The organism is Pseudonocardia ammonioxydans, assembly GCF_900115005.1.
Lineage (GTDB): Bacteria > Actinomycetota > Actinomycetes > Mycobacteriales > Pseudonocardiaceae > Pseudonocardia > Pseudonocardia ammonioxydans.
Map to the genome: position 1 here is coordinate 1 of NZ_FOUY01000155.1, position 1331 is coordinate 1331.

Annotated in this window: 1 protein-coding gene; it reads left to right on the top strand. The window is 69.3% G+C overall.

From position 1 onward, the window contains the following. Positions 1–500, top strand: a 500-nt coding sequence (locus BM093_RS34835; protein ID WP_143105733.1) for a DUF305 domain-containing protein, incomplete at its 5' end; no start/stop codon positions are given. Between the last annotated feature and the right edge of the window lie 831 nt (positions 501–1331).

Here is a 1331-nt window from a genome sequence, read left to right on the forward strand (position 1 = left end):
ACCGCCAGGCGGTGGAGATGGCGTCCTGGGCGCGCGACCACAGCACCGATCCACGGGTGCGGCAGCTGGCCTTCGACATCGAGACCACCCAGAACAGGCAGGCCGGGATCATGCAGGGCTGGCTGGGTCTGTGGGATGCAGCGACGCTGCCCACCGACGGACACATGGCATGGATGACCGCAGGGATGAACCACTCCGGCGACGGCATGGCCGCCATGACTGCCGACGGCTCGATGTCCAGGATGCCCGGCATGGCCACCGCCGAGGAGCTGGCCCGACTGCGGGCAACACCACCCCCACAGCTCGACGCGATGTTTCTGCAGCTGATGCTGCGCCACCACGAGGGCGGCACCTCGATGCTGCAGTACGGTCGCGACCACGCCGACACCAGCGAGGTGCACAACCTGGCCTCGCAGATGCTGACCGCGCAGACCGCGGAGTCGCAGCTGATGACGTCGTTGCTACTCGAGCGGGGCGCTGAGCCCCTCCCTGCGAACTGACCCATCGGGGCTCCGCGCCCGTTGCTCATCGAGTTCGGAGAGCGTCAACATCGGGACGGCCCGTCGCGGCACTCGGAGCGACCGGCTGAGCTTGATGTTCGCTGCGTGGTGGTGGCCGAAACCACCTCGGCCAGCGCGTGGTCCTCGGTGCGATGCCTGGTGAGCCTGTTCGACGACGTCCGCGCCGATCGGCGTGCCCGTGATGGTTGGCTGGCCGACGCCGGTCCGAAACGGCGACCATTTCGCTGCGGCGGTAGAGCGGCTCCCGTGCTCGCCGCTGTTGTTCCCAGTCCGCCGCGCCCGTCTTGTCCCTGGACAGGGGGTGGAGTGGGCAGGCCCCGGTCGCTGGGATCGGCGAGTGTCCCGGGACGTTCGGGGCGCTGTGTTCCCGTCGTCAGTGTCCTACGCTGTGTCGGAGTTCGACGGGTGTCATCGACGAGACGGGACACGGGATGGTGCAGCGGGGTGGGGTCGCTGTGACCTTGCTGGCTGCCCTCGTCGGGCTGCTGGCGCTGCATCCGCTGTCCTCCGCCTACGAGGGATCCGAAGGCCACCCGGTGGTCGCAACCGCCGCTGCTGATGCCCTCCCATCGGTGACTCCTACGGCGGGTGTCCCGGGTGGCGGCGCCCACACGGCGGGTTGCCCGGAGTCGCCTGCGGACAGCCACGCCGTCCCGAACGCACAGGTCCGCAACGACGAGCACAAACCCCCGCCGACCCCGGTGGTCGTTCCGGCGCTAGTACTGCAACGGCAGTTGATTAGCCCGGTGGTCGCTCACCGCGGCGCCGATAGTGGCAGTCGCGGGCCTGTTGCTGGCGTTCGCGTCGCCA